This is a genomic window from Pseudoalteromonas haloplanktis ATCC 14393, assembly GCF_000238355.1.
Lineage (GTDB): Bacteria > Pseudomonadota > Gammaproteobacteria > Enterobacterales > Alteromonadaceae > Pseudoalteromonas > Pseudoalteromonas haloplanktis.
In genome coordinates this window covers 162726-182439 of the sequence record NZ_AHCA01000006.1, presented here as the reverse complement: position 1 = coordinate 182439, position 19714 = coordinate 162726, and the positions used below count along the sequence as shown (strand labels likewise).

The window sequence follows — 19714 nt, the reverse complement described above, 5'->3', positions numbered from 1 at the left end:
TGTTAGCTAAATAGATGCGGGCTCTTCCCCTTTTACTCGTTATGGTTAATTATCTGCGCATCAGACACAACAAGACGCAGTGCTTATTGCGGGAGAATTATAATGAGTGAAGTAACTAACCCTTTAGGTTTGGTAGGTATTGAGTTTACTGAATACGCTACACCTGATGCAGATTATATGGATAAAGTGTTTACCGATTTTGGTTTTTCAAAACTAAAAACATTCAAAGGTAAAGACATTGTTTATTACAACCAAAACGATATTCACTTTTTACTAAATAATGAACGTGATGGTTTCTCAGCAGAGTTTGCGAAAAGCCATGGCCCTGCAATTTGCTCTATGGGCTGGCGTGTAGAGAATGCCCAACACGCATTCGATACCGCTGTGGCACGAGGTGCAAAACCTGCTACGGAGTCTACTCATAAAGACTTACCATACCCAGCAATTTACGGTATTGGTGACAGCTTAATTTATTTTATCGAGCAGTTTGGCGATAAAGGTTCTATTTATGAGCAAGATTTTGAAGATTTAAATGAGCAAAATATCGTTGCTGATAAAGGGTTTATCCGTATCGATCACCTAACTAATAACGTTTATAAAGGCACTATGGAAACATGGGCTAACTTTTATAAAGACGTATTTGGTTTTACTGAAGTTCGTTACTTTGACATCAAAGGTCAAAAAACCGCGTTACTTTCTTACGCACTGAAATCACCGTGCGGCACCTTCTCTATTCCAATTAATGAAGGTAAAGGCAACGATAACAACCAAATTGATGAATACCTTGGTGAATACAATGGTCCTGGCGTTCAGCATTTAGCATTCTTAACTGATGACTTAGTTAGCTCATTAGATAAGCTTGATAAATCAACGATTGCGACTCTTGATATCATCCCTGAGTACTACGACACTATTTTTGACCGCGTACCTTGGGTAAAAGAAGACAAAGAGAAAATCCGTGAACATCAAATTCTAGTAGATAGCCAAAGTGAAGATTGCTACTTATTGCAAATTTTCTCTAAAAACTTATTTGGCCCAATCTTTATTGAAATGATCCAACGTGTTGATGACGGTGGTTTTGGTGAAGGTAACTTCCAAGCGCTGTTCGAATCAATCGAACGTGACCAAGAGCGTCGCGGCGTTTTATAAACACCGCATTATAAATTTAAAAAGCAGCGTATCTCGCTGCTTTTTGTCGTTTAATCTATTTTATAAATGACAATCTAATTTTCACTGTTTAAATCGCGCTAATCATCACCATATCCACTGTAAAGCGCGACTGACTAAACCAAAGGAAATGTAATGAGTTTAATTAACGAAACCCATGATATAAATTTAACTAGCTGGGTAGCCTCAGCGAATGTTGCAAACTGTGACTTCCCTATTCAAAACTTACCATTTGCAGAAGTACGTCGTAAGAACTCTGACGAAGCATTTCGTGGTGCTGTTGCCATTGGCGACCAAGTGATCGACCTTGCCAAAGTAAACGAACTGGCTATTTTCTCAGGCGATGCACAAACCGCCGTAGCTGCTGCCAGCCAAGCAACGTTAAATGAATTTATGGGTCTTGGTCAGCAATACTGGTCAGCGCTGCGTTTAGCGTTATCAAAAGCACTACGCGAAGGTGCAGCAGAGCAAGCTAAGTTAAGCGAGGCATTAATTGCCCAAGCTGATATTGAGTTTGCATTACCATGTCGTATTGGCGATTACACTGACTTTTATACATCAATTTACCATGCAACAGCTGTCGGTAGTCTATTCCGTCCTGATAACCCACTACTTCCTAACTATAAGTGGGTGCCTATTGGTTATCACGGCCGCTCTTCATCAATTGATGTATCTGGACAAACCTTTCATCGCCCAAATGGTCAAACTAAAGCGCCAGACGCAGACGTGCCATCACTTGGCCCATGTAAACGTTTAGATTATGAATTAGAGCTAGGCATTTACTTAGGTAAAGGTAACGAATTAGGCGATGCGATTGCAATTGAAAATGCTGAAAACCATGTATTTGGCTTTTGTGTGTTCAATGACTGGTCAGCGCGTGATTTACAAGCATGGGAATACCAACCACTTGGGCCATTCCTAGCGAAAAACTTTGCATCAACTGTATCACCTTGGATTGTTACAACAGAAGCATTAGCACCTTTTAGAACATCATGGACACGGGATGAAAATGATCCGCAACCATTAGACTATCTAGAATCAAGCAAAAACCGTGAGCTTGGTGCCTTTGATATTAAAATGGATGTACAAATTGAGACCGCAAAAATGCGTGAACAAGGTGCAGCGCCTTCACAGGTATCTAAGTCAAGCTTTAAACATTCATACTGGACAGTGGCACAAATGGTTACTCACCACACTGTAAATGGCTGTAATTTTATGCCTGGTGATATGTTAGGCTCTGGTACACAATCTGGGCCAACGCATGAAGAAGCAGGTTCTTTACTTGAACTTTCTCGTGGTGGCAAAGAGAAAATCACGCTTAATAACGGTGAGCAACGTAGCTTCTTAGAAGATGGCGATAACGTAATTATGCGTGGTTGGTGTGAAAAAGACGGTTTTGCACGTATTGGTTTCGGTAGCGTTGAAGGTACGGTTCTGCCTGCTAAGTAACTAAATTGTAAACGTTTATTAAATATATTTTTTGAAGGAGGCGACCAATGCCTCCTTTTTTAAGATAAATTACAATTTTTTACTGGCTTTTTCAGCTCAGATTGCTATCTTAATTCGGTTAATAGCCAGTATTTATAAGCCATGTCAGCATTTATTAAGTCTTTTTATCACAAACTATTCCCAGCTAGACAGTTGTTGATCCGCCAAAATGGTGAGGTTAAACATGTGATATTAGCCCCTTGGTTACAAGTTTCAGCTGTAGTAGTTGTTTTAATTGCTTTAGCCTGGTTGACCATATCTACTTTACAAATTTATTCGCAAACCAACAAAATCTCCGATATTGAACAAAGCCAACTATCAAAGCAACAACAGTGGCAGCTTCAAAAAGAGCAGCAACAGCAGCAATACGAAAAACAACTCGCACAGCTTGCGGTACTAGAACAAAAACAAGCTTTATTACAAAGCATGATCGATTCTCTACCCGAGTCGATGAGCAATCCAATCGACGATGCCGCAACAATTGAGAATATCGACACTAAAGAATTACAAGGCGATTTTCATGAGCCTCTCGTTGATGAAAAAAGCCCTGACAGTGCCCAAGTTAGTGTACAGTCTGTTGAACAGCGCATTACGCAACTCGAGGCACATTACTTACAAAGCTTTCTACAAATCGAGCAGCAAATAGAGTTGCGCCATCGCGATATTTTAACAATGCTAAAAGGTGCAGGACTTGATACTGCCTTATCCCGTCGCCTTAGTGGTGAAGTGTCAGAAACAGCCCAAGGTGGTCCGCTGGATTTATTTGATGAGTCCAAAATTCCGACTGAATTTTTAGCCATTGCCGATAAATTACTTGCCTTAAACAACCTCGAAAACCTTCTCAGCGAGTTACCGCAAACTCTGCCTGCTGCAAACTACTATATTTCGAGCAGTTTTGGGCTGCGTAAAGATCCCGTTAATAACCGTCACGCTTTTCACAAAGGTGTTGATTTAGCAGGCTGGCATAAAACCGAAATTTTTGCCCCTGCAGATGGCACAGTGCTACGCGCAGGACGTAATGGTGGTTATGGAAACTTTATTGAATTACAACATAAAAATGGTTTTGTAACTCGCTTTGGTCACTTAAATAAAATCAAAGTAAAAAAAGGCCAAACCGTTGCTAAAAATGATGTTATTGGCTTAATGGGCAGCACTGGCAGAAGTACTGGTACTCATCTACACTATGAAGTGTTACTTAACGACAAACATGTCAACCCTGTAAAAATAACAAAGGCGCTTTCTCGTGTTCGGTAAAAAAAAATCAACTGTAAGTAGTTCTTCTGATTCACAATTAAAAAGAACCAACCACACGCCATCGATCATTTCTGAAGATGTTCGTTTAACGGGTAGCTTGATCAGCCAAGGTGAAGTGCAACTTGATGGACGCATTGATGGTGATGTGCGTGTTAATCATTTAGTGATCGGTAATACAGGCTGTGTAGAGGGCTCTGTAATTGCTGAAAGCGTAATTGTCAAAGGCAAGATAATTGGCTCACTCAATGCTAGTAAAGTCGTCATTGAACGCTCAGCACAAGTACATGGTGACGTTTACCAAGATACTCTCAGTATTGATGCTGGAGCGATTATCGAAGGTAACTTAAAACAACGCCACGAAGCTGAAACCGTTGAGTTAGTTACCCATAGTACAGAGTCAAAACCTGAACTCGCATCAGTACTAAGCACTGCTGATAACGACCTGTCATTTTTTAATAAGCAAGCCGCAGAAAAAGAGTAAGCGGTTTATTTTTTCTTTTCTGTTTTCTTAGTAATGTACATCGTAATATCTGCGGTGAACACTAGTTCATTGCGGGTATTATAAAGCTTAACGGGCACTACTAAATCTTCTTTATCTAGCCACTGCCTTGGCATTGGGATCTCTGCTACCGCAGTTACATCTGTGTCTACTTTGGCCAAATAATTTGCCGTCATGCACTTAGGGATCCAACGATGCGTTTTATAAGGCACCGTTGCATCAACCATTACCCCAGCACATAGCTCTGCAAGATTACACTGTGCGATAGCGTGAATAGTACCAATGTGATTATGTACACAGCGACGATTTTTTACCACGGCACTGCAATGCCCATCACGTAAATCCAATACATAAGGTTTCATTGAGCCAAAGTAAGGGGCTTTAAAGCACACTACTTTAGTAAATAGCCAATTCCCAAACGGTAAGCGTTTAAAAGTACGCCATGCTGTTAAAACTGCTGATTTATTACTCATCATTTTTCTCATTGTAGATAGCTGTTTGCAAATTAACACATCAGACCAGTTTAAAAAAGAGTATTTCCCTTTGCTCGTCAGCAATATTCAGCAAGAGGGGTCAAATGCCCTTTCTTTTTTGCTGTTGGGTGCCTAAAATACGCGGCATAAGGAGTACTCATGCCCACAACCAATCGCCATAACCAGCTTAGTATTATTTTCACCCTCGCCCTTTTGGTCATATTTTGTCCGTTAGCGATTGATATATATTTACCAGCCTTTCCTAATATAGCTCACGCGTTACATATTGATGAACAGCAAGTGCAACTTACTGTTGCTATATTTATGCTTACTGTTGGCTTAGGACAACTTATAGCTGGCCCTTTAGCTGATAAATTTGGGCGGCGTCCAATCGCCTTATTTGGTATTACACTTTATGGCTGCTCTGCATTGTTAGCCTACTTTGCGCCAAATTTTGCTCTTTTAATGCTAGCCCGCGCTCTGCAAGGCTTTGGCGCATGTGCCACATTTGTGGTGGCATTTGCGATTGTTCGTGATACTTATGGCAGTGCGAAAAGCGGCCAAATGATCACCTACCTAAATGGTATTGTTTGTTTTATTCCAGCATTGGCACCCATTTTAGGCGCTTGGCTCACCGTCCAATTTGGCTGGCGAATGAACTTCTTATTTTTGGCTGGGTTTGCCTGTTGTGGATTAATAATCACTGCAATGTACTTTAAAGAAACACGTCCGGCTGATAGTTACTATGAAGGGCATATTTTGGATTTACGCCGTTTTATTCCCATCATCACCACGCCTATTTTCCTTTTTAATAGCTTAATTTGTATGGTGGCAATGTCAGCAATCTTGGCCTTTGTGACCTTAGCTCCTGGTTGGATCATGACTGAGCTTGGCGGCTCAGTGGCAGACTTTACATTTTGGTTCACACTCAATGCAGTTGTCAGTATTGTCGCCAGTTTTATTGCCCCATTATATATTAAGCGGCACAGCCAAAAAGCGTTACGCTTAGGTATGAGCTTATTAATTTTTTCAGGTGTGTTAATTTTAATACTTGGCCAATTTAAAAGTGCCTTTACCTTTATGTTACCCGTGCTTATTGCTGCCTTAGGTTTTTCACTCAGTTTAGGCTCGGCAGCTGGTATGGCATTATCACACTTTGCTAAACAGGCTGGCACCGCATCCGCATTAATTGGCTTAATGCAAATGAGCGGTGCAGGAGTGCTGGTCATGCTCACCCAAGTATTGCCTTTTAATGCGCCAGAATTTATTGCGTTTCACTTATTATTATTACTCCCCCTATGGGCTATACTGCTGAGCAATAAAGCCCACGCCTACCATCCAAAGAATACTTAACACAATGATAAATTATGAATTTTTACTCTCCTTTTTAACAGCCAGCTTTTTAATTGCCGTGGCGCCGGGGCCCTCAAACGCTTTTTTAATGGCGCAAACTTTTGCCAATGGCCGCTCTGCGGGCTTACAAAGTGCATTTGGCTTTGCACTAGGTGGGGTGGTACATACCTTGTTTGCTGTAGTTGGTTTAACTGCAATTTTAAAAGCATCAGAGCTTGCTTACACTACAGTGCAATATGCGGGTGCCGGCTATTTATGTTACTTAGGCGTAATGATGCTAAAAAGCACCTTTATCACTATAGCTGACGACTGCGGGGATAAACCCCATATAAGCACCAGTAAAAAGAAAAATGTCATGTTCCAAGCAATGATGACAGAAGTGCTTAACCCTAAAGTCGCGCTGTTTTTTATTGCTTTTATACCCCAATTTGTTGATCCAAGCTTATCCAGCTCAACCACATTCCAACTCGCTTTTTTTGGCTTGCTTTACCCTATTTTTGCGTTCCCAATTGATTGCACTTATATTTACTTTGGCGATAAAATAGCCGGTTACTTCAGGAACAACCCAAATACTCAATTGTGGATAGACCGAATTACAGGTATTGTGTTTATAGCACTTGCTATTAACCTTTTAGTGTAAAAAATAATAAGAGTCAGCATGGAACAAAAACAACAAATATTACCCGCAAAAAAAAATATTGCCCTAGTCGCTCATGATGGAAAGAAAACCGCATTGCAAGCGTGGTGTAATAAACATCGTGACAACTTGAGTCAGCATACATTATATGGCACAGGTACTACGGGTCACTTAATCGAGAAAAATACCGGGCTTGACGTAATCAAATTACTCAGTGGTCCTATGGGGGGCGATCAACAATTAGGCGCAAAAATAGCCGAACACGAAATCCATATGTTGATTTTCTTTTGGGATCCCCTCGCCTCTCAGCCTCATGACCCTGATGTTAAAGCATTATTGAGACTAGCAGCGGTATGGAATATTCCAGTGGCCTGTAATGAAGTCAGTGCTGATATGTTATTAAGCTCATCATTAATGCATGTAGAGCTTGAACGTAGCTTGCCAGATTACGAAAAGTACCTGGCAACCCGGCAAGTGACACTATAAAAGTGCCTCTATTTTAGCAATAAAGCATACTTGCCCATTTAGTGAGTCCAGCGGTGACACTGCCAAAGTGATCACCGTTAACCATTTTTATATTCCCTAAATGCTCAACTAGCGCCGCTTTGATCAGCGGTGATTGGGCGCTACCACCGGTAAGGTAAATAACATCAGGCACGGCGCCCGCCTCTTTAATTGCTTGCTTTGCTAAGCTAACAATTTGCATGATTGCATCATCAACCGCCAATGCTAAATCATCACGGGATAACACTTTATTTAATTGCGGTGCTAAAAAGCCAAGCTCACAGTTAAACTCAGTGGCTGATGACAAGGCAATTTTTGCCGCTTCCCCTTGTTGAACTAACTGATGACCTTGCTTATTTTGCTGTAAATCGAGCAATCGTTGAAATAACTCTGGTGCTTCTACTTCACGCAGCTGAGTGAGTAACTCGCGAGCGTGTTGCTGGCTATAAAACTGACTTTGTAGATTTACATCATTGATTTTGCATGCTTGCCAAAATGGCTGATTAGGCAAGGGTAAACCCGATTTAAACTTACTGCCTAGCCCGAGTAGTGGCATCAACGCATGATAGCTCAACGCAATATCAAGATCATTACCGCCAATACGTTTACCAGTGTGGGCTAAAAAGTCTTGGTCACGTTCATTACTGTTACGAAAACTAGGGCCCATTTGTACAAACGAGCAGTCACTGGTACCACCGCCGATATCGATAACTAAGACTTTCTGATCCTGCTGTAAGTCGCTTTCATAATCAATGCCCGCTGCGAGCGGCTCATACAAAAACGCCACGTCTTTAAAGCCTGCGCGTTTAGCAGCACGCTCTAAAATGCCAAGTGCTTGTTGATTTGATTCTTCGCCACCCACTGCCTGAAAATTAACAGGACGGCCAATTACGGTCTGCGTTAATGCGTATTGTAAAGATGCCTCTGCACGTTGTTTAATTTTTAAAATCATCGCGGTGGCAATATCTTCAAAAAAGTTGATTTGCCCTTGCTTTAAACCTGTGGCACCAAAGAATGATTTAGGGGATTTAACAAAATAGCCTTCTTCAGGAAACTGCACATACTCGCTAATGGCTTCGCGACCAATAAAAAGGCTTTCTTCACCCGCTGCGAGATCTAAATCCGACTTGATCCGCACCATTGAATTTAACAATGCCTGACGCTGACTTTTAAAGTCTTGCTCAAATGCAGTACCCATTAAATGCTGAGCAACAAAATCAACCACTAAGGCACTATGATGAGTGTATAAAGTAGAAGGTAAATAATGCTTGCCTTGTTCTAGCGGTACTAACTCGACAGCATTTTGTGCATTCATTACACCCATTGCACAATTTGAACTACCATAATCAAAACCAACAAACATTTCGCCACCACTACTTATCAAAAGGCCGCGCAATTTAGCATACTTATCGATTTTTTTAAACGTTATTCAGCTTTACGCTCGCGCACAAAACTGGCAAAGCGCGGCACACCATTTTTGGTAAAACCATGATAACGATAGGTGATTGTTGCTCCAATTTTTGGCGGTTCTTGCCGTTGTTGGTCGGTAAATCCTGTGCCAATATTAAATTGTAAGCCTTCAGCGGTCTCTACCCGTAGTGCTCCTAACATGCCTTGGTACTTACCCTTACCGGGCAAATAGTCAATCACCACGGCTTCATTATCTAAATAAGGCTTTAACTTTAAAAGTGCATCACTGCGACCACTTTTATGTGTAGCTGACGCTAAGTGCAGCATCACCCCTTCACCACCTAGTTGGACTATCTGCTCAAAAAAGGTCGATAGCGCTTGCTCTGTTTTGAAGTGGTGCTGCTGCACAGCCTGAATATGTGGACGGTTTATACGATTAACTAAGTTAAGGTAATTTTCATAGCGTGTTTGAAAAGGGCTTGTTTGATCTGGCATATCAAAAATTTGATAAGTCACCTTCTGCCAATCACTATCTCGTGGTTTTTGAGTACGAACAATACCACTGAGTGCAGAAAAATCACCGTGTTTGGTCCACAGTTCGCCATCTAATCGTACATTCGGTAAATCGGCTACAAACCAAGCAGGAGCATGTATGAGGTTATCGTTACGAGTGATCAGTTCAGTGCCAGTCCAAATAGCCCGCACCCCATCAAATTTTTCACTCACTAAGTAGTTTTCAATGGCGGGGGCGTTGTCTTGTTGATACACCTTGGCTAGTTGTGCATTTGCTATTATGGGTGGCTTTGTTGCGAAGCAGTTAAAGCTGATGAGCAACAGCCACACTATGATTAATCCCTTTAGCATGTTAGTCCCTTGTTTATTGCCAAGTAGACTAAACTATAGCTTAGTTTGTACCCATTGCCATAGTTGCTGTAAATTATCCATCCGCGCAAATGCCAAACTTAAGTCATGCTCTAAAGTGTGTTTATTGGGTATGGCTACCACAGCTACTTTTGCATTCGTAGCAGCGGTGACGCCGGTATGTGTATCTTCCACCGCAATGGCTTGCTCGGCTGAAATACCTAAGGTTGAAAGTGCCAATAAATATGGGTCGCCGGCAGGCTTGGGATTGCGTACATCATCTTTGGTGACAACACAGTCAAACCATTCATAAAAGCCATAGCCCTTTAAAATGGGTATCGCTTCATGGCGCGCACTGCCTGTCACCAGTGCCATTTTAAGTCCGCTGTCTTTGACCGCTTGTAATACGTCTTGTGCAAAAGGCATTAATGATGGCAAATCTGTTGCTACGAACTTCTCAAATGCATCATATTTAGCTTGCGCAAGCCACTGTGGTGATACCGATAAGTTATACTGTTTAACGACTTCAATCGCCGCTTCTAAGGTTGGCCTACCTGAAAATCGCTGACAAAAATCATCTTCGTCATAGCGCACACCAAACGGCGCTAAAATATCATTCCAACAATTAAAATGCACACTTTCAGAGTCAACTAAGGTGCCATCCATATCGAATAATACTGCTTTTAAAGTCATCCTCATTCCTTTAATTAAAAAATAAAAAAGGTGCACTCGGCACCTTAGTTAATCGTTATTCTGTTAAGCCTGCTGGCGGCTCAGCAAATGCCTCTTCACCGGTTTGCACATCGACTAACTCGTAACCACGCTCTTTTCTAACCACTTTTAAAACTGGCTTTTCAAACGCGGTTTTTAAACGATCTGCGTCGGCCTGTAATTCTTCAACGGTGTTACCAAATGGCGCTGCACCCGTTTCTGACCAATTTGTTACTTTACCATTTAGGTTATATTCAACCTCATGAATTTGATATTGTGCTGCTTCATCTTTAGTTGCTTCACAAAAGATTACACGGTAATTCCAAAATCCAGCCATGACAATTCTCTTTAAAATGTAATTAGCGCTACTTTAGCAGTATCGACTAGTAATATAAACGAAAAAACCCGCTTAAAAAGCGGGTTTAAATAACTAAACAATCTGCTTAGAAAAAGTTAACTTTAAATTCAGCGCCAACAAAACGCCCTTCGTTAACCATTGCAGTATTGTTATTAAAGTCGATTGCACCAATTGATTGTTGCTTATCAAATAAGTTACGTGCAAAAACGGCTACTTGATACTCATAGTCACCTTCAGACCATGCATAACCACTGCGAAGACCTACTTCAGTAAGTGCTTTACCTTCAAACTCTACAGACTCGTACAAGAAATAGTTAATCTCACTGCGGTATGAAACATCTGCGTAAGTAAAGAACTCACCATCACCTAATTCCTTGCTATAGCGTAGGGTTAAGTTAGAGATCCACTCAGGTGCGTGCGGCAAACTATTACCATCGATGATAGCATTACCATCAACCATAGGATCTGTGATTGTTAAAGTAGGACGGTCTGGCACCGCAATCGCGATGCTGTCATCTTTAAGCTCAGTATTGTTATAGCTTAAGTTAAATGTCGCATTTAACTCATCTGTTAACACCCACTCAGTATCTAACTCAAAACCATAGCCTGTCGTTTTATCAGCATTTAATAGACTGGTTGTATTAGTGGTACCGCCAACCGCAGTTAATTGCTGATCATTCATTGTGTAATAAAAAATTGTCGCATTTACACGACCACGACCATCTAATACGTCTGACTTAATCCCAGTCTCGTATGAGGTTACCGTTTCTGAATCAGCTTTAGTCAGCTCATCAGAGAAAGTAATACGGCCTTGGATACTTGGTGCGCGGAATGTATTTGCAATACGGCCGTATAAATTCATATCATCGGTTAATTTATACGTCGCTGATAAATCCCAGCTGATATGATCATCACTGGCATCTTCAGTGCGGATAATATCAGTTTCGCATTGCATTAAGTCAAAGTTACATTCACTTAAATCAGCTGGAACGAATTTACGCACAGCAACGAAATCTTTATCATCGTCTGAATAACGAAGACCAGCGGTTACTTTTAAATCATCACTAAAGGTGTAATCAACAGAGCCAAATACAGCCCATGCTTTGGTATCTTGTTGCTGATTTACATAACCATTCAATGTTCCACCAGCTAAGGTATCATAACCAAAGTTTTCGATAGTCACTGACTCATCGAAGTAAAATAGACCAGCTTGGTAATTAAAATCACCAACAAAGTTACTTGCTAAGCGTAATTCTTGTGTATATTGGTTGTGATCTGGTAAACCACTTTCACTTTCAGATTGATAAGGAATAACGCCAGGACCGCCAACATAACCACCATCAATATCGCCACGTGAGTTTACTTCAGCACTTTCCCAACCAGTGATTGAAGTTAAAGTATGGTTTGCGAAATCATACTCAAGTTTTAAGCTTGCCCCTTGCGAGTCAACAACCTGAAATTCACGTGCAGCAGCATTATGATAAACCACATCAGCATCAAAACCATCAACTAACTCATTTGAACCTGCTTTGATTGCGTTCGCGTAAAATGGGATTGGTGTACCTTCCATATTACGAACGTGGTAGTTTAATAAAGCTGAAAAATCATCTTTTTCATATAAGAACTGGATACGTGCAGCGCGATCGGTGTAACCACCTAAAATGTCGTCTTGTTCAAAGCCTGGTGCGCGATTATCAATGTAATCATCTTTACCTTGCCACAATACCGATACACGTGCCGATAGGTTTTCTGTTAACCCGCCGCCAACAGCACCTCTAAAATCAATTGAGTTATTTGTACCGTATGATACTGAGCTAAACCCATCAAATTCTTGGCTAGGTTTTACAGAATCGAATTTAACAAGACCTGCAGGTGTGTTACGGCCAAATAATGTGCCTTGTGGGCCGCGTAGTACTTCAACACGCTCTACGTCAAATACAGGAAAGCCTTTTAGGATTGCATTTTCTTGTACCACATCATCAACAACAAGTGACACGGGCTGCGAAGCGTTTAAATCAAAATCAGTATTACCTAAGCCACGAACATAAAAACGTGGGAAAGTACGTCCATATGAAGATTCAATTGATAAGCTTGGAATTTTCGCATTCATAAAACGAACATCCATACCAGCAGAGCTGTATGCATCCAATTTATCGCCTTGTAACGCAGAAACAGCAACAGGTACTTCCTGTGCGTTTTCTACACGCTTACGCGCGGTAACTTGGATAACTTCTAATTGGTTGCTTTTTGCACCTGGAGCTTGCTCATCAGCTGCTAGAGTAGAAAATGAAGTACCTGCTACAGCAGAGAACAACGTTGCATTAATTAGGGTTGCTAACGTAGATCTTTTCATTGCTTTCATGTTGGGGTTTAGCCTTTTGTGTGCACTCTTATTCAACGGTTGATGTGTTGCGCTAGTTCACTTAGCGGGCTCGGCCAATTTTTCGCGCCTTGTAATAAGCTGCGCGGACCTCACTGTCGAGAGTGCAAAACGAAATAGTGAGGCTGAACGAACAATGAAGATTATAACACTTCATGACAGTTTTGCTGCATAAATATGTACAATAATACAAGATTTTTACAACAAATAACGCCATGATAAGCGAAGTTTGGAGATTTTATGCAGTTTTATTTACTTTATGCGGACATTTGTCCTGTTAATTTGTTGGGTGTAAATGTAGCCGATCAACATAAGTGAGGTTGATACGTATTTGCATATCAACCTCCACTTTATCTGTAGCTTAATTACTTAACTGAGCTAGATCAGGTTTTGCCAATTCACAGTTATGCTCATTAAGTAATCCAAGAATTGCCATATTTAATTCCTCGACGACCTCCATATACAATGCAAAATCGGTGGTATTTACATAACTTAATACATCTATCTGTAATGCCCATGGCGTAAACCCTTTAAACTTCACGCGACAAGGATCGGCACAAATGTGTTCATGCTCATCTAATAACTGTTTACACGCATTGATAAATGACTGTAAATCGACTTGTTTAGTTTGGGCACTGAGCATTAAATTGGGTCGAAAAGCAATGCGCTCTCGTTCAGAAATATTTTCTAAATGCATATCCACAAATTTGGCATTAGCAACATAGATAACGGAACGATCTAACGTGCGAATTCGCGTTGCACGCAAACCGATTTCCTCTATAGTCCCCACGTTTGCACCAAACTTACATAAACTGCCTATTCGCACTGGCGCAGAAACATATAAGGTAATTGCACCAATAATATTCTCTACAGTTTTTTGCGCAGCCAATGCAATCGCTAAGCCACCGATCCCTAAACCAGCGAGTAAAGTCGTGGCACTAAAACCTAGGTTTTCAAACCACAATAATATGGCAATGATCACAATAAGCATTTTAATTACATTACTCGCTGGACGTAATAAAAATACCGCTTGTGGCTTATCTTGTGCAATAAAGCGCTCTGATAAGCGATGTTTAGCAATATCAACACTACGTAAAAATACCCAAGTCCAGGCAATCAGCAATACGGTGCTCCCCTGGGCCAGTGCTACAACGGCAATCGTCACATTCGAAACGTCATGCAGCGAACGCGCTAACAATACAGCTAACAATAAACAGATCGGTCCTTTTATAAAGGCTAGAACATCATTAGGGGTTTTCGATCTAAAGCGATGTAAAGTGGCCGCAAAAATACGCGTTATCAGTACCGATATCAAAAAGAAGGCGGTAAATGAGCCAGCAAAGTAAACCCATTGCCAGAGCATCACCCCAAGTAACTCCGTTTTAGGCAGGTGGTTATATAACCACTCTCCCACCGCGTTATAACCAAACTCCTCAACTAAAAATGGAATTTTACTGACTGTTGCATTAGAAATTTTCCAAACTCGGTTTTCGCCTTTCTCATCAGGAACACGCTGTAATAAAACTTGTACCGGGCCCCGTGATGTGGTGATTTCTGCCACTAAGTCTCGATAACTTGGTACCGCTTCATTCTTTTTACCCTCAGGCTTTTTACTCAATGTATCAATATCAATCCATAATGTACGGTCAAATACCAGTGACAGTTGCTCAGCAAGTAGTTCAGGTGCGATTGCCTTTACTTCAGGTGGTAAGTTTCGATAGTCTAGGTAGTTTGTGGCAAGCGCATAATCCCGTTGTCGTGCGGCTCGTAAATAAGCTTGCATAGCAGAGCTTGGTGTAATGCGATGAAATTCATCATAAGGTAAGGAATCAATATTTAACTCCTCTCCTTTTTCTTTCACTGCAGATGTTACCGCTGTCGCTTTTAGTGCCTGTTTCACCTCAGCCCCTTGCTCTGCAGGGGTTTTACTTTCAGCTTCTTTGCTTTCTTTATCAATCAGAGATTTTACGGTTACCTCAGGCTCGGCGAATGAACTGAGGCTAAAACTAAATAAAATGGACAAGCCAATTAGTTTTAAAATTGCAATAAAGTGCTTACCCATTATTAATTCCTTGGTATATTTTGCTTTGAGTGCCTATCTATTATTAACTATAAAAGCGATAACGCGTATTTAAAAGTGAATAACACAATTTTTAACCAAAAATTTCTATCTTATCAGCGATCAGTTTGACCTAAGTGTAGACACAAGCTAACGTATATATTGAGCTAGCCCACAATACTAAATTCAGCGCAACCACTAAGGAATAAGATGGATCTCACCGCAACACTTTCAAAAAACTGGTCAGTACTCTTTATACGCGGCTTAATTGCTATTATTTTTGGCGTCATCACTTGGTTTGCACCAAACGCTTCGCTAAGTATCATATTGCTTTTTTTTGCCGGCTATTTTTTATTCGATGGCATTCTTAGAGTGTGGGTTGCTTGGACCTCGAAACAAAATAACCCTTACTGGCGTTGGCTACTCATCGGTGGTGTGCTATCGGTGATAGCTGGCCTTGTTACCCTGTTTGCCCCCAACGTTACCGCACTATTATTGCTTTATTATGTCGCTGCGTGGGCCATTACCATAGGTGCGGTTGAAATTTTTGTCGCACTTAAACTAAGAGCTGAAATCTCTGGTGAGTGGCTTTTAATTATCACTGGTGCACTATCGGTTTTATTTGGCTTGTATTTAATTTTTAACCCAAGTGCAGGGATCCATACCCTACTTTGGTTAGTAGCCACTTATGCTGTACTGTTTGGCGCCTTAATTGTGCTGTTCTCGTTAAAGCTTAAGAAAATAGGGCAGCTGCAGTAACGTATACAAAAAAGTCGTTTACTGCATGTTGTAATAAACGACTTTTATCATCTTGTGAATAAGCTTTGCTTAACCACTATTTACGTTATTTTAATGGTCGTCGCGTTAAGGCAATCTCACCATCAATATGAATATCACGCTGCGGGAAGGAAATCGTAACGTTATGCTCTGCAAACACTTTATATATACTAAAGCGAATATCACTACGTACTTGCCGTAACATGCTCTCTGACTCTGCACATACCCAAAAGATGGCATTAAAGACCAAAGAGCTCTCAGCAAAGTCATCAAATAATACTGAATATGCTGGAGTGGGCAATATTGCTGGGTGTTCACTTAATACCTGTTTAATTAGTTGTTCAACTAGTAGCACATCTGAGCCATAAGCAACTCCAACACTCACCGAAGAACGCGCATTACGGTCGATCAATGTCCAGTTAGTTACTGTATTCTCGAGCAGTTGGCTGTTTGGGATCAACATATGCACACCATCGTTACGGCGGATACGAGTTGAGCGAGTATTAATCGTTTCGACCACACCTTTAGCCGTTCCTACTTCTAAAAAGTCACCAATACGAATGGGCCGCTCCCACATTAAGATCCAGCCGCTGATAAAGTTATTAATGATATTTTGCGCGCCAAACCCGACCCCAATTGCAATAGCGCCAGAGACAAAAGCAAATGCTGTAAGGGGAATATTTAGCACTTCTAAAGAAGTAAAAACTAATATCGCAATACTTAATACTAAATAGATACGGGTAAATAACAGCACCGCATCAGGGTTCATTTTGCGCGCCAGCAATGTTTTGCGAATTAAACGACCAATGCGAGTAACCACAAACCACATTGCAAACAGTATCAATGGGACTTGAATAACTTTGGCCACGGTAATTTCAATGTCGTTATAGCTAAAAATTACGTACGATAAATACTGAGAGATTAACTCTAATGTCATACATCTTCCAAAATAAATAAAACTGGACCTATTCAGGGTTAAGTAAGTTTAGCACGCCATAATAGCATTTACGGAAAAGTTAAAGTTCAATATGTTTTTTATGAACAAATTATTAACATTTTCTTACAAGCAATGCTATATAAGTACTGTAAGCTTAAATAAAGCACGAGGAACACCATGATGTCACAACTGACTTTAAATCAAAAACTAGCAACGTTGCAGCCATTAGTTGATTTGCAACTATTTGAATCAAGCCTTGCGTATCGCAATAAAATTTTGTCTGTACTTGCAGAGCAAGAGCATACACTAAATTGTATTAATAAAGAGTTTGGCCATCAGCAGCCAGCCAGCTTTGGTAGTGAAAAAAAGTTTGTACTCGGTTACAACTAATTTCATACAAAATGATTCATTATTTAAAAAATTACCCATTAAGTAATATGACAACAACCTACCAGTAGCTTTTATATAAGCAATTATATTTTAGCTACTATTTTTATATTTTCGGATATTTTATCTGGAAATGACTTATTTTGCGCTAAACCCCCTCATTAAACCGATAAACTTTATTGTATATAATCTAAAATTTGCTAAGTTAACAAGCTTAACGCCTAATCTGTGTTGATAGGCTTATTTTTTATTGGAGCTCTTATGCGCAAATCTCTCATCGCTAGCACTATCGCCAGCGCTTTATTATTATCGGCTTGTAGTTCACAACAAGTAACAGACTCACCAGAAAACGCATCTCAAGTACAAACTGTTAGTGTTGATAATGTTTTAATGCAGCCAAGCCCATTACAGTACATGGCACCAGAATTTGATAAGTTTGGCACTAAAGATTACGAACCCGTTTTTGATGCTGGTATTGCCGAGCAAAAAGCACAAATTGCAGCCATTGCTAACAATCCTGCTGCTGCAACATTTAAAAATACGTTAGTTGAACTAGAGCTATCTGGCGAATTACTTGATCGTGTATCAACAGCATTTTATAACTTATCGGGGTTAATTTCAGATAGCGAATACCAACGTATTGCCGCTAAAATGGCGCCAGTATTATCGGCTCATTCAGATGATATCTACTTAAATAAAGCACTATTCTCACGTGTTGAAAGCATTTATAACAACAAAGCAAGCTTAAACGCTGAAGATCAACGTTTGGTTGAGTTTTACTACACTAAGTTTGTCAACGCAGGTGCAAAACTTAACGAAACGCAAAAAGCAAAAATGCGAGAGATCAACGCTGAGCTTGCTAAGTTATCAACTGAGTTTTCACAAAATATTCTTAAGTCATTCAAAGAAGATGTAATACTTGTTACAGATAAAAGCGAGTTGGCAGGTTTGTCTGATGGCGAAATTGAAAGCCTAGCGGCTGCTGCTAAAAAAGCCGGTAAAGAAGGCTACATGATCACGCTAGTGAACACCACGCAACAACCTATTTTAAGCAGCCTTGAAAACCGCAAACTACGCGAACGTATTTTTAAAGCATCAGCTACCCGTGCACAAAATACTAACGGCCCTATCATAATCAAAGAAACTAATTTACGTGCCCAAAAAGCAGAGTTACTTGGGTATAAAGATTGGGCGTCATATGTAATGACCACACGTATGGCTAAAACCACCGACAACGTGTACGGCATTTTGGATGACCTTGCACCAAAAGCGGTAAACAAAGCCAAAGCAGAAGCTGCTGAGATTCAAAAAGTAATTGACGCAGAAGGCAATACATTTGCATTACAACCTTGGGATTGGGCATTTTACGCTGAAAAAGTGCGCCAAGCTAAGTACGACCTAGATCCTGCATTAGTTAAACCTTATTTTGAAATGCAATCAGTGATCCACGACGGCATGTTCTTCGCGATGGAAAAACTCTACGGCATCACTTTCAAAGAGCGCAAAGATCTTCCTGTATACCATGAAGATGTTATGGTCTTTGAAGTCTTTAACGAAGACGGTAGCGCAATCGGCTTATTCTACATGGACCCTTATGCCCGTGAAGGTAAACGTGGCGGAGCATGGATGAGCTCGTACGTTGGTCAAAGTGGTCTTAAAGGCACAAAACCAGTTATCTATAACGCACAGAACATTCCTAAGCCAGCTGAAGGTCAACCAACATTAATGACCTTCTCTGAAGTAACCACCATGTTCCATGAATTTGGTCATGCAGCGCATGGTTTATTTTCTGATGTTAAATACCCAAGCCTTGCGGGTACTGCAACTGCCCGTGACTTTGTTGAATTCCCTTCACAAGCACACGAAGATTGGAATATCGAACCAACAGTACTTGCCAATTACGCTAAGCACTACAAAACGGGCGAGCCTATTCCTAAAGAGTTATTAGCAAAAGTACTTGAGTCACAAAACTTCAATCAAGGTTTTGGCACCACTGAATACTTAGCTGCCGCATTACTTGATATGGAGTGGCACTCATTTGGCTCTGACGCTGAAATCACAGACGTACAAAAATTTGAGCACGAAGCACTGGAAAAACACGGTATAGCTTACTATCCAGTACCACCGCGTTATAAGTCTTGCTACTTTAGCCATACTTTTGCTGGCGGCTACTCAGCTGGTTACTACGCTTATCTTTGGACTGAAGTATTTGCAGCCGATGCCTTTGCTCACATGACCGAAGAAGGTGGCCTTACTCGTGAGAACGGTGATAACTTCCGTAAAGAGATTTTATCAAAAGGCAACAGCCGCGACTTAATGCAAAGCTACATTGAGTTCAGAGGTCAAAAGCCAACCACAGACGCCCTGCTTAAGCGCCGCGGTTTAGTGGAATAAAATAAGCCTGCGTTAAAAAAGCCCGCACACTGTTGCGGGCTTTTTGTTATAGTGAAGTTTTAAAA

The 19714-nt window shown here is 40.8% G+C and carries 18 protein-coding genes; 10 read left to right on the top strand and 8 right to left on the bottom strand.

Translation table 11 applies throughout. The features are described 5' to 3' along the window. Positions 1-102 precede the first annotated feature (102 nt). The 4 genes from hppD (at position 103) to PHAL_RS0113030 (ending at position 4390) form a co-directional block, all read left to right on the top strand. Positions 103-1149: a 4-hydroxyphenylpyruvate dioxygenase gene (hppD, locus tag PHAL_RS0113045; RefSeq protein ID WP_016708862.1), complete on the top strand. Its 1047-nt coding sequence runs from the start codon at positions 103-105 to the stop codon at positions 1147-1149. A 153-nt stretch (positions 1150-1302) separates the two neighbouring features. Next, a complete protein-coding gene (fahA, locus tag PHAL_RS0113040; protein WP_016708861.1) occupies positions 1303-2616 on the top strand; it encodes a fumarylacetoacetase in 1314 nt (437 codons plus the stop codon). Positions 2617-2757: 141 nt separating this feature from the next. Then, complete coding sequence (locus tag PHAL_RS0113035; RefSeq protein ID WP_016708860.1) at positions 2758-3909, top strand: M23 family metallopeptidase; 1152 nt, start codon at positions 2758-2760, stop codon at positions 3907-3909. Beyond that, positions 3899-4390, top strand: coding sequence for a bactofilin family protein (locus PHAL_RS0113030; RefSeq protein ID WP_016708859.1), 492 nt, complete (start codon positions 3899-3901; stop codon positions 4388-4390). The genes PHAL_RS0113035 and PHAL_RS0113030 overlap by 11 nt, the downstream gene beginning before the upstream one ends. A 5-nt stretch (positions 4391-4395) precedes the next feature. Here PHAL_RS0113030 and PHAL_RS0113025 read toward each other — a convergent pair whose 3' ends face one another. Beyond that, the gene (locus tag PHAL_RS0113025) at positions 4396-4881 is read right to left on the bottom strand and encodes a hotdog fold domain-containing protein (RefSeq protein WP_029216143.1); all 486 of its coding nucleotides are present in this window, start codon (positions 4879-4881) and stop codon (positions 4396-4398) included. 159 nt (positions 4882-5040) lie between these two features. On the opposite strand from PHAL_RS0113025, the gene PHAL_RS0113020 reads away from it, so the two are divergent. From PHAL_RS0113020 to PHAL_RS0113010, 3 genes are read left to right on the top strand one after another with little or no spacing between them, the layout of a single operon-like run. Then, complete coding sequence (locus PHAL_RS0113020) at positions 5041-6234, top strand: multidrug effflux MFS transporter (protein WP_016708857.1); 1194 nt, start codon at positions 5041-5043, stop codon at positions 6232-6234. A 4-nt stretch (positions 6235-6238) separates the two neighbouring features. Further along, positions 6239-6874 (top strand): LysE family translocator, encoded by a 636-nt coding sequence (locus PHAL_RS0113015; protein WP_016708856.1) that lies wholly within the window; start codon positions 6239-6241, stop codon positions 6872-6874. An 18-nt stretch (positions 6875-6892) separates the two neighbouring features. Then, a complete protein-coding gene (locus PHAL_RS0113010) occupies positions 6893-7357 on the top strand; it encodes a methylglyoxal synthase (protein WP_016708855.1) in 465 nt (154 codons plus the stop codon). Positions 7358-7370: 13 nt separating this feature from the next. On the opposite strand, the gene yegD is transcribed toward PHAL_RS0113010, so the two are convergent. The 6 genes from yegD to PHAL_RS0112980 all read right to left on the bottom strand — a co-directional run bounded on the left by yegD (position 7371) and on the right by PHAL_RS0112980 (position 15157). Beyond that, on the bottom strand, positions 7371-8738 hold the full coding sequence (gene yegD, locus PHAL_RS0113005; protein ID WP_016708854.1) for a molecular chaperone: 1368 nt from the start codon (positions 8736-8738) through the stop codon (positions 7371-7373). 62 nt (positions 8739-8800) lie between these two features. Next, positions 8801-9649: a DNA ligase gene (locus PHAL_RS0113000; RefSeq protein WP_016708853.1), complete on the bottom strand. Its 849-nt coding sequence runs from the start codon at positions 9647-9649 to the stop codon at positions 8801-8803. Positions 9650-9682: 33 nt separating this feature from the next. Beyond that, on the bottom strand, positions 9683-10339 hold the full coding sequence (locus PHAL_RS0112995) for an HAD family hydrolase (RefSeq protein WP_016708852.1): 657 nt from the start codon (positions 10337-10339) through the stop codon (positions 9683-9685). A 55-nt stretch (positions 10340-10394) separates the two neighbouring features. After that, positions 10395-10694: a hypothetical protein gene (locus PHAL_RS0112990; protein ID WP_016708851.1), complete on the bottom strand. Its 300-nt coding sequence runs from the start codon at positions 10692-10694 to the stop codon at positions 10395-10397. Between the two features lie 106 nt (positions 10695-10800). After that, the gene (locus PHAL_RS0112985; RefSeq protein WP_016708850.1) at positions 10801-13077 is read right to left on the bottom strand and encodes a TonB-dependent receptor; all 2277 of its coding nucleotides are present in this window, start codon (positions 13075-13077) and stop codon (positions 10801-10803) included. A gap of 379 nt (positions 13078-13456) precedes the next feature. Then, the gene (locus PHAL_RS0112980) at positions 13457-15157 is read right to left on the bottom strand and encodes a mechanosensitive ion channel family protein (RefSeq protein ID WP_016708849.1); all 1701 of its coding nucleotides are present in this window, start codon (positions 15155-15157) and stop codon (positions 13457-13459) included. A gap of 207 nt (positions 15158-15364) precedes the next feature. On the opposite strand from PHAL_RS0112980, the gene PHAL_RS0112975 reads away from it, so the two are divergent. Next, entirely contained in the window at positions 15365-15913 is a 549-nt protein-coding gene (locus PHAL_RS0112975) for an HdeD family acid-resistance protein (protein WP_016708848.1), read from the top strand. Positions 15914-15998: 85 nt separating this feature from the next. On the opposite strand, the gene PHAL_RS0112970 is transcribed toward PHAL_RS0112975, so the two are convergent. Continuing rightward, positions 15999-16868, bottom strand: coding sequence for a mechanosensitive ion channel family protein (locus PHAL_RS0112970; protein ID WP_016708847.1), 870 nt, complete (start codon positions 16866-16868; stop codon positions 15999-16001). A 180-nt stretch (positions 16869-17048) separates the two neighbouring features. Here PHAL_RS0112970 and PHAL_RS0112965 point away from each other — a divergent pair, with 180 nt between their 5' ends. Both PHAL_RS0112965 and PHAL_RS0112960 read left to right on the top strand, forming a co-directional pair. After that, complete coding sequence (locus tag PHAL_RS0112965) at positions 17049-17258, top strand: hypothetical protein (protein WP_016708846.1); 210 nt, start codon at positions 17049-17051, stop codon at positions 17256-17258. A gap of 258 nt (positions 17259-17516) precedes the next feature. After that, positions 17517-19649, top strand: coding sequence for a M3 family metallopeptidase (locus PHAL_RS0112960; protein WP_016708845.1), 2133 nt, complete (start codon positions 17517-17519; stop codon positions 19647-19649). Positions 19650-19714 lie beyond the last annotated feature (65 nt).

Coding starts and splice junctions, on each gene's coding strand:
- hppD (WP_016708862.1), top strand. CDS start 103: ATGAGTGAAGTAACTAACCCTTTAGGTTTGGTAGGTATTGAGTTTACT.
- fahA (WP_016708861.1), top strand. CDS start 1,303: ATGAGTTTAATTAACGAAACCCATGATATAAATTTAACTAGCTGGGTA.
- PHAL_RS0113035 (WP_016708860.1), top strand. CDS start 2,758: ATGTCAGCATTTATTAAGTCTTTTTATCACAAACTATTCCCAGCTAGA.
- PHAL_RS0113025 (WP_029216143.1), bottom strand. CDS start 4,881: ATGAGTAATAAATCAGCAGTTTTAACAGCATGGCGTACTTTTAAACGC.
- PHAL_RS0113020 (WP_016708857.1), top strand. CDS start 5,041: ATGCCCACAACCAATCGCCATAACCAGCTTAGTATTATTTTCACCCTC.
- PHAL_RS0113015 (WP_016708856.1), top strand. CDS start 6,239: ATGATAAATTATGAATTTTTACTCTCCTTTTTAACAGCCAGCTTTTTA.
- PHAL_RS0113010 (WP_016708855.1), top strand. CDS start 6,893: ATGGAACAAAAACAACAAATATTACCCGCAAAAAAAAATATTGCCCTA.
- yegD (WP_016708854.1), bottom strand. CDS start 8,738: ATGTTTGTTGGTTTTGATTATGGTAGTTCAAATTGTGCAATGGGTGTA.
- PHAL_RS0113000 (WP_016708853.1), bottom strand. CDS start 9,649: ATGCTAAAGGGATTAATCATAGTGTGGCTGTTGCTCATCAGCTTTAAC.
- PHAL_RS0112995 (WP_016708852.1), bottom strand. CDS start 10,339: ATGACTTTAAAAGCAGTATTATTCGATATGGATGGCACCTTAGTTGAC.
- PHAL_RS0112990 (WP_016708851.1), bottom strand. CDS start 10,694: ATGGCTGGATTTTGGAATTACCGTGTAATCTTTTGTGAAGCAACTAAA.
- PHAL_RS0112985 (WP_016708850.1), bottom strand. CDS start 13,077: ATGAAAGCAATGAAAAGATCTACGTTAGCAACCCTAATTAATGCAACG.
- PHAL_RS0112980 (WP_016708849.1), bottom strand. CDS start 15,157: ATGGGTAAGCACTTTATTGCAATTTTAAAACTAATTGGCTTGTCCATT.
- PHAL_RS0112975 (WP_016708848.1), top strand. CDS start 15,365: ATGGATCTCACCGCAACACTTTCAAAAAACTGGTCAGTACTCTTTATA.
- PHAL_RS0112970 (WP_016708847.1), bottom strand. CDS start 16,868: ATGACATTAGAGTTAATCTCTCAGTATTTATCGTACGTAATTTTTAGC.
- PHAL_RS0112965 (WP_016708846.1), top strand. CDS start 17,049: ATGTCACAACTGACTTTAAATCAAAAACTAGCAACGTTGCAGCCATTA.
- PHAL_RS0112960 (WP_016708845.1), top strand. CDS start 17,517: ATGCGCAAATCTCTCATCGCTAGCACTATCGCCAGCGCTTTATTATTA.